General features: G+C 70.5%; 8 protein-coding genes. 2 read left to right on the top strand and 6 right to left on the bottom strand.

The window, feature by feature from the left end; translation table 11 throughout:
• The 6 genes from QN350_RS18280 to QN350_RS18255 form a co-directional block, all read right to left on the bottom strand.
• On the bottom strand, positions 1-609 hold a 609-nt coding region (locus QN350_RS18280), incomplete at its 3' end, for an SDR family NAD(P)-dependent oxidoreductase (RefSeq protein WP_323517072.1).
• Entirely contained in the window at positions 606-1,037 is a 432-nt protein-coding gene (locus QN350_RS18275; RefSeq protein ID WP_322138654.1) for a chorismate mutase, read from the bottom strand. The genes QN350_RS18280 and QN350_RS18275, both read right to left, overlap by 4 nt.
• Before the next feature lie 73 nt (positions 1,038-1,110).
• On the bottom strand, positions 1,111-2,010 hold the full coding sequence (locus QN350_RS18270; RefSeq protein ID WP_416173056.1) for a DMT family transporter: 900 nt from the start codon (positions 2,008-2,010) through the stop codon (positions 1,111-1,113).
• A 283-nt stretch (positions 2,011-2,293) separates the two neighbouring features.
• Positions 2,294-3,580, bottom strand: a complete 1,287-nt coding sequence (locus QN350_RS18265; protein ID WP_134533200.1) for an adenylosuccinate synthase — start codon at positions 3,578-3,580, stop codon at positions 2,294-2,296.
• Positions 3,580-4,074: a DUF3151 domain-containing protein gene (locus QN350_RS18260; RefSeq protein WP_281533724.1), complete on the bottom strand. Its 495-nt coding sequence runs from the start codon at positions 4,072-4,074 to the stop codon at positions 3,580-3,582. The genes QN350_RS18265 and QN350_RS18260 overlap by 1 nt, the downstream gene beginning before the upstream one ends.
• A gap of 16 nt (positions 4,075-4,090) precedes the next feature.
• Positions 4,091-4,681, bottom strand: a complete 591-nt coding sequence (locus QN350_RS18255; RefSeq protein WP_281533723.1) for a TetR/AcrR family transcriptional regulator — start codon at positions 4,679-4,681, stop codon at positions 4,091-4,093.
• 156 nt (positions 4,682-4,837) lie between these two features.
• On the opposite strand from QN350_RS18255, the gene QN350_RS18250 reads away from it, so the two are divergent.
• Together QN350_RS18250 and QN350_RS18245 are read left to right on the top strand one after the other, a co-directional pair.
• Positions 4,838-5,488, top strand: a complete 651-nt coding sequence (locus tag QN350_RS18250; protein ID WP_322138652.1) for a hypothetical protein — start codon at positions 4,838-4,840, stop codon at positions 5,486-5,488.
• A gap of 11 nt (positions 5,489-5,499) precedes the next feature.
• Positions 5,500-7,842, top strand: a complete 2,343-nt coding sequence (locus tag QN350_RS18245; RefSeq protein ID WP_322138651.1) for a YhgE/Pip domain-containing protein — start codon at positions 5,500-5,502, stop codon at positions 7,840-7,842.
• The last annotated feature ends 99 nt before the right edge of the window (positions 7,843-7,941 follow it).

Raw genomic sequence — 7,941 nt, 5'->3', positions numbered from 1 at the left:
CCCGCCAGGTCCGCCGAGTCCCGCGAGCCGGAGCCGCCGGTCGAGCTCGAATCCGGACACCTGCATGGCGATCTTCGACTGGGCGTAGGCGACCCAGCCGCTGTACCCCGTCTCGAGCTGCAGGTTGTCCAGGCGCGAGGCGACGAGTCGCGTCGCGAGCGACCCGAGCGCGACGACCCGACTGCCGGGCGTGCGCAGCAGGGCCGGCAGCGTGAGAGCGGTGAGGTGAACGTGACCGAGGTAGTTGGTCTCGAGGACGATCTCGTTGCCGGCCGCGCTGAGCTCCCGCGTTTTCGGCGGGTGCACGATGCCGGCGTTGAGCACGAGCCCGTCGAGCCGGGGCAGGTCGAGCAGGAGTGCAGCTGCGGCGCGCACGCTGTCGGCGTCGGCGACGTCGAGGGTGATCGCCGAAACGGATGCCCCGGGCACCCGTCCGCGGATGGCCGCGAGCGCGGCATCCGCCTTCACCGGGTTGCGGCAGGCCAGCACGACGTGCGCGCCGGTCGCGGCGAGCTGTTCGCTCGTGAAGTAGCCGAGTCCGGCGTTGGCGCCGGTGACGACGAAGGTCTTGCCGGACTGGTCGGGGAGGTGGCGCGGGTCCCAGCTCACGACGCCGGGCCTGCGGGATCCGCAGTCGCAGGCGCCGGTGCACCGATCGCCGAATCGGGCATGACCCCGATCGCAGCGCCGGCTGCCTGCCCGTCTCCCACGCCGGGCTGGCCGCCGGCGATCGCCACGTGGTGGTGGATGACCTCGGCGACGATGAAGTTGAGGAACTTCTCGGCGAAGCCCGGGTCGAGCCTGGCCTCCTCGGCGAGCGCGCGCAGCCGCTGGATCTGCTGCAACTCCCGCGCGGGGTCTGCCGCGGGAAGACCGTGCCGGGCCTTGAGGCGTCCGACCTGCTGGGTGAACTTGAAGCGCTCAGCGAGCATGTGGATGAGGGCGGCATCGATGTTGTCGATGCTCTGGCGGATGCCGTTCAATTCGTCGATCGCATCCCGCCCCGCCTCGGCGGGCAATTCCTCGTGTTCGGCCATGACTGAACGATACCGTGCGAGCCCTTCCGCGAAAGCGGGTGAATCGTCGTTCTGGCTGTCGCAAACCGACGATTCACCCGCTTTCGCGGGCAGTGGCGACGCTCGGCAGGGGCCAGCGGATGCGCTTCTGCGCGAGCAGGATGCCGAGCAGCACGAGCAGCGCTCCGAGCGGTTCGTTCCAGGACAGCGTCTCACCCAGCAGCAGCACCCCGAGCACGACGCCGACGACGGGCGTCACGTAGGTGACCGTCGACGCGTTCGTGGGACCCCAGGCGCGGAGCACGTTGATGTTCCAGATGTAGGCGAGTCCGGTGCCGAGCGCACCGAGGGTGAGCAGGCTCAGGACGATCGCCGGGCTGAGCGACACCGGGTGCCAGGCCAGCACCGGGGTGAGCAGCAGCATGATCGCCCCGCCCAGGCCGATGTTGAGGAACGCGAAGGTCGCGCCCGCGATCGGGCGCCCGCTCAGGAACCGGCGGGTGTACCCGAACGTGAAGCCGTAACACACGGCGGCGCCGAGGCAGGCGAGCTGGCCCCACAGGTCGCCGGTGAGCGCCGCGTAGCGCCACGGCCCGATGATCACGAGCACGCCGGCGATGCCGACGACGACCCCGAGCACCTGCCCGCGGCCGAGCCGTTCGACGCGGAAGGCGAGGGTCGCCATCACGGCCGTCATGATCGGCGTCACGGCGTTGTAGATGCTCGCGAGGCTCGAGGACACGTACTGCTCCGCCCACGCGAAGAGGAGATGCGGCACGACGCATCCGCTCACCGCGATCACGAGGAAGTGCAGCCACACGACCGCTTCGCGCGGCAGCACGGGGCCGCCATTCACCCGGGGCCGGGTGATGAGCACGATCAGGCCGAGGGTGAGGCCGCCGAGCACGAGGCGCGACCAGGCGACCTGGCCGAAGCTCACTCCGACGAGGGCGACCTTCATGAACAGGAAGCTCGAGCCCCAGACGACGCCCATGCCGAGGAACTGCAGCGCAATGAGGGCGCGACGAGCCGGCTCGGCGGGAGCGGGTACTGCAGAAGTGGGGGCGTCGCGCGGGGCGGTGCTATCGGTCACCTGCCGACTGTAACGTGCGCGGCCACCGGCGTCGGCCCCCTCGCAGCGCAACGACCGGATCCCGCCGGTGAATGGCAGCATCCGCTCGTTGGAGGGCCCAAGGGGCGACGGCGTGAGACGACAAGAGCGGATGCGCAACGCGCATCCGCTCTCTTCGTTCAGACCCTGCGACCCGGGCGCCGGGCTAGTTGATCAGGTCGTGCCGGGAGACGATCGCCTCGCGGCCGGGGCCGACGCCGATCGCGGAGATGCGGGCGCCGCTCATCTTCTCGAGCGCGAGCACGTAGTCCTGGGCGTTCCGCGGCAGCTCCTCGAACGTGCGGGCGCCGGTGATGTCCTCGGTCCAGCCGGGGAAGTCCTCGAAGATCGGCTTCGCGTGGTGGAAGTCGGACTGGGAGACGGGCACCTCGTCGTGGCGCACGCCGTCGACGCTGTACGCGACGCAGACCGGGATCGAGGCGAGACCGGTGAGCACGTCGAGCTTGGTGAGCACGAAGTCGGTGACCCCGTTGATGCGTGCCGTGTAGCGGGCGACGGGCGCGTCGTACCAGCCGCAGCGGCGCGGGCGGCCGGTCGTGGTGCCGAACTCGAAGCCCTTGGCGCGCAGGAACTCGCCGGACTCGTCGAAGAGCTCGGTCGGGAACGGGCCGGCGCCGACGCGGGTCGTGTACGCCTTGACGACGGCGAGGACGCGGTCGATCCGGTTCGGGCCGATGCCGGATCCGGTCACGGCGCCGCCGGACGTCGCGTTCGAGGACGTGACGAACGGATACGTGCCGTGGTCGACATCCAGCATCGTGGCCTGACCGCCCTCGAAGAGAACGGTCTTGCCCGCGGTGAGCGCCTCGTGCAGGAGCAACGCGGTGTCTGCGACCATCGGGCGGAGGCGCTCGGCGTAGCTGAGCAGGTCGGTCACGATCTCGTCGACCGAAATGGCGCGACGGTTGTAGACCTTGACGAGCAGGTGGTTCTTCTGGGCGAGGGCGCCCTCGACCTTCTGGCGGAGGATGTTCTCGTCGAAGAGGTCCTGCACGCGGATGCCGACCCGGTTGATCTTGTCGGCATAGGTCGGGCCGATGCCGCGACCGGTCGTGCCGATCTGGCGCTTGCCGAGGAAACGCTCGGTGACCTTGTCGACCGTGCGGTGGTACTGGGTGATGATGTGCGCGTTGGCGCTCACCTTCAGGCGGGACACGTCGACGCCGCGGGAGATCAGCGCGTCGAGCTCCTCGAAGAGCACCTCGATGTCGACGACGACACCGTTGGCGATGATCGGCGTGACGCCGGGGGTCAGGATGCCCGACGGCAGCAGGTGCAGCGCGTACTTCTCGCCGTCGATCACCACGGTGTGCCCGGCGTTGTTGCCGCCGTTGAACTTGACGACGTAGTCGACGCGGCTGCCGAGGAGGTCGGTGGCCTTACCCTTGCCCTCGTCGCCCCACTGGGCTCCGACCAAAACGATCGCTGGCATTAGTTCTCTCCTCGGATGAAAAACGCCTCGGTGATCGGGGCAGGGTCATCGGCCCGGTAGCCGTCCGGCGTGATGGTTTCCTGGTTGATGCGCGCGATCGCGGTCGGATCGGCGTCATTCAGGAAGACGGTGAGGCGGTCGAACTCGTCCTGCTCGTCGATCTCGGCGGCGGAGCGGCGCAACGCGTACAGGGCGCGCAGCACCCCGCGGTTGGGCTCGTGGGTCCACGGGATCGGGCCGTGTCCGCGCCAGCCGGCCTTGCGCAGGGCGTCGAGGCCGCGGTGGTATCCGACGCGGGCGAAGGCATACGCCTCGATGGTGCGGCCTTCGAGGTGGGCGACATCCGCCAGCACCGCCCAGGCCAGGGAAGACGTCGGGTGCGCGGCGACGAGGGACGGCAACGCGTGGCTTTCGGTACTCCGGAGCGCCGCGATCACCTCCGGTTCCGCGGGAAGGAGGGTCTCGGGCTGGTCAATCAAGTTTTCGCCGGTCACACTCGATCCTAACGCGTCAGCGGATGCCGGGGGTCGGGTTCAGTCGGCCGGAGAACGTCGCGAGCACCGCGGCGACGACCTCGGGCTGGGGCCGGTCCGGCTCGAAGATGAGCCACTCGAGCCCCGCCATCAGGGTCGCGCCGAAGACGCTGCTCGCCATCAGGCCGGTCACGCCCGCCGCGCCCGCCTCGGTCGGCACGGCCTCCTCGATGGCGGCGGCGAATTCGGCGAGCGCCTGGTGCCGGAACGCGAACGAGGTCTCCTGCCAGGCGCGGTCGGTGCGGAAGATGTCGCCGGCCATCACCTTGGCGAGGGCCGTGTTCCCGGCGATCCGGCAGAGCAGCGTCGTGACGAGCGCCTCGATCGCGGCCCAGCCGTGCAGCCCGGTGCGTGCGGAGCGCAGCGCTTCGGTGAGGGCGGCCATGCCCTCGGAAAGGACGCCCTCGAAGATCTTGTCCTTGGACGCGAAGTTGTAATAGAGGCTGCCCTTGGCCACGCCGGCGCGCACGGCGACGTCGTCCATGGTCGTGCCCGAGATGCCGCGCTCGGCCGCGAGGGCGAGAGCGGCGTCGAAGATCAGGCGTTTCGTGCCGGTCACCTGCGCCATGCGTATTTCCCCGATCCACTCTTGCTTCTGTACTGACTAGTCAGTATATTGGAGATCAGCCCTCGACGCAATGAAGCACCCGGCCACAGAACGGCCGCCGGGAGCTCACTCACCACACATCGGCACAGCAAAACATCGGCATTCGAAGGCAGAGTCATGCGCGTCACCCTCTCCGCGGTCACCAAAGGCCCCAAAAGCTCCTCCCTCCCGAGCACGACGCTCGAGTACCAGAGCGACACCGTCACCCTGGCGCGCGCCGCAACCGAACGCCGCCCCACCGTCCTCGGCCTCATCGCGAGCGGTCGGATGCGCCCGGACTCCGGCCAGGTGCTCCTCGACGACACCGTCGACTATTCGTCCATGCGCCGCCGGATCGCCCTCATCGACGCGCCCGGCGTCTGCGAGCCCGCCGCGGACCTCCCCGTCTCCGAGGTCGTCTCCGAGGAGCTCATGTTCGCCGGCCGCCCGGCCCACAGAGGCGCCGTCAAGCGGATGCTGGCCTCCCTCGACCTCGGAGACGAGGGCCGCACGAGCATCGCCGACCTCGACCCGGATGCGCGCATCCGCCTGTTGACGGAGCTCGCGGTGCTGCGCGAAGGCGTCGAGGCTCTCGTGATCTGCTCCCCCGACCGGCACGGCGGCGACCCGTTGGGCTGGTGGCTGATCGCCAACGACCTCGCCGAGCGCGGTTACGCGGTGCTCGTCATCGCCGGGGATGCCTCGGCGCACGCCATCGCGGCGCTCGAACCCGAACTATTCGTCACAACGGCCGGGGATTCGGTCTCGATCGGAGCGGACACGCTGTGAAGGTTTTCCGCATGGTCAGGGCCGAACTCGACCGCCTGACCGCAACCGTGATGTCTCGGGTCGCCCTGTGCGCCCTGCTGCTCGTGCCCGTGCTCTACGGCGGCCTGTACCTGTGGGCCAACCAGGACCCGTACGCGGGCCTCGACCGGGTGCCCGTCGCGCTCGTCGTCGCGGACACCGGGACGGTCATCGACAACGTGAGCCACAACTACGGCGACGACATCGCCACCGAACTCTCCGACGCCGGCGCCTTCCAGTGGCACCGGGTCTCCGCGGCGACCGCGGAGGCCGGCGTCGCCGACGCGAGTTACGACTTCAGCGTGACCATCCCCGCCGACTTCTCCGAGGGCATCGCCTCCTCCGCGACCTCCGCGCCCCGGCGGTCCGTGATCACCCTCACCACGAACGACACCAACAGCTACCTCGCCTCGACGATCGGCAGCCAGGCCGCAACGAAGATCCGCGAGGCCATCGTCACCAAGGTCAACGAGGAAGCGGCCGACCGGCTCCTGATCGGGCTCTCCGACGTGCGCTCGAGCCTCGTCACCGCCGCAGACGGCGCCACCCAGCTGACGGATGGCGCCACGACGGCCACCGACGGAAGCGCGACCCTCGCAACCGGTGCCACCCAGCTCTCGAGCGGCGTCGGCGTCCTCGCCTCGGGCCTCGGCCAGCTCGCCACCGGAACGAGCGCCCTTGCGACCGGTGCGGGCACACTCGCGACCGGAACGAGCGCCCTAGCGACCGGGGCAGGCACCCTCGCCTCAGGCACGAGCCAGCTCTCGAGCGGGGCAACGAGCCTCGCCGCCGGGACTGCGACGCTCGCGACCGGCGCAGGCCAGGTGTCCGAGGGGGCGACGAAGGTCTCCGGCGGCGCTGCCGACCTCGCCGCCGGGACGAAGGACCTCGCGGACGGGACCGCTCAGGTTTCCGGCGGTGCTGCCAAGGTGGCCGACGGCGCGAAAGCCCTCGCCGATGGCGCGCCCGCCCTTGCGAAGGGGGCCGGCCTGACGAGCACCACCATCACCAGCACAGGGGCTGCGCTCACCGCAGCGCAGGCGACGATCTCGGACCAGTTGAAGACTGATGGCTTGACCCAGCCCCAGATCGACGCCGTGCTTACCACTCTTGTCCCGGTCACCAAGGGTCTCACCGGCAGCGGCCTGTACGCGACCGGTGTCGCCGCCGGCACCCAGGAAGCCGTCGACGGGAGTGCGCTGCTCAGCACGGGCGCGGCGCAGACCGCAACAGGCGCGAAGAAGGCCGCCGCGGGCGCCGTCACCGCACGGGACGGCGCGGCAAGCCTCGCCGCCGGAGCCGCGCAAACCGCGGCCGGCGCGAGCAGCGTCGCGACCGGCGCAACCGACGCAGCCGCCGGCGCGGCCAAACTCGCGTCCGGCGCGAGCGATGCCTCCACGGGCGCGTCGAAGCTCGCGACCGGTGCTGGTGACGCGGCATCCGGGGCGGCAACGCTCGCGACCGGGGCCGGCACGGTCAACGACGGTGCAGCATCCGCCGCCACCGGCGCCGGCACCGCCGCGACCGGCGCCGAGAGCCTCGCCACCGGCGCGACGAGCCTCAACAGCGGGCTCATCACCCTGCAGTCCGGTGCGGGCGTGCTCCGAGACGGCCTCGCGAACGGCGTGACGAGCATCCCGAATTCGGACGCGCAGACCCGCACCCTGCAGGGCTCGACGATCGCGGACCCGGTGTCGCTCACGACAGCCGCCGTCACCTCCGCCGGAACCTACGGTGCCGGCATGGCCCCGTTCTTCGCGAGCCTCGCAGGCTGGATCGGCATCTACGCGCTGTTCCTGATCGTGAAGCCGGTCTCCCGCCGGGCGATCACGGCGCTGCACTCCCCGCTCAAGATCACCCTCGCCGGCTGGCTCACCCCCGGACTGCTCGGGCTCGTGCAGATGGCGGCACTCTTCGGCATCCTCGCCGGGATCCTGCACTTCGAGGTGCACAACCCGGTCGGCACCTACGCGATGATGGGGCTCGCCGCCCTCGCGTTCGCGGCGATCATTCTGGCGCTCAACGTGTGGCTCGGCAGCGTCGGCCAGTTCATCGGCCTCGTGCTCATGGTGATCCAGCTCGTCACCGCCGGCGGCACCTTCCCGTGGCAGACCCTGCCGGCGCCGCTCGCGTGGCTGCACCACGTCGTTCCGATGAGTTACGCGGTCGACGGCATCCGCCAGCTGATGTACGGCGGCAACCCGGCCACGGCCTGGGCGGATGCCGGGGTGCTGCTCCTCTGGGTCGTCGGTGGCCTCGTGCTCGCCGCGATCGGCGTCACGCGGATGACGCACTTCCGCACCCTGCGCGACCTGCGCCCCAGCCTGATCGGCTGACCGCCGACCTGCTGGTCGCCGATCGGCGGCTGGCGGTCGGCGGCTGGCGGTCGGCTGGCGCCCGCGCCGGTTTGCGCGGGCCGCACCCGAAACGGCGGG

The sequence above is a fragment of the Cryobacterium sp. 10I5 genome (assembly GCF_035019865.1).
Classification (GTDB): Bacteria; Actinomycetota; Actinomycetes; order Actinomycetales; family Microbacteriaceae; genus Cryobacterium; species Cryobacterium breve_A.
The sequence above is the reverse complement of the archived record's forward strand: the minus strand, read 5'-3'. Positions and strand labels throughout refer to the sequence as shown.

Excerpts from the sequence above, each read along its gene's own strand:
- QN350_RS18250 (WP_322138652.1), top strand. The coding sequence starts at position 4,838 with ATGCGCGTCACCCTCTCCGCGGTCACCAAAGGCCCCAAAAGCTCCTCC.
- QN350_RS18255 (WP_281533723.1), bottom strand. The coding sequence starts at position 4,681 with ATGGCGCAGGTGACCGGCACGAAACGCCTGATCTTCGACGCCGCTCTC.
- QN350_RS18265 (WP_134533200.1), bottom strand. The coding sequence starts at position 3,580 with ATGCCAGCGATCGTTTTGGTCGGAGCCCAGTGGGGCGACGAGGGCAAG.
- QN350_RS18270 (WP_416173056.1), bottom strand. The coding sequence starts at position 2,010 with ATGGGCGTCGTCTGGGGCTCGAGCTTCCTGTTCATGAAGGTCGCCCTC.
- QN350_RS18245 (WP_322138651.1), top strand. The coding sequence starts at position 5,500 with ATGGTCAGGGCCGAACTCGACCGCCTGACCGCAACCGTGATGTCTCGG.
- QN350_RS18275 (WP_322138654.1), bottom strand. The coding sequence starts at position 1,037 with ATGGCCGAACACGAGGAATTGCCCGCCGAGGCGGGGCGGGATGCGATC.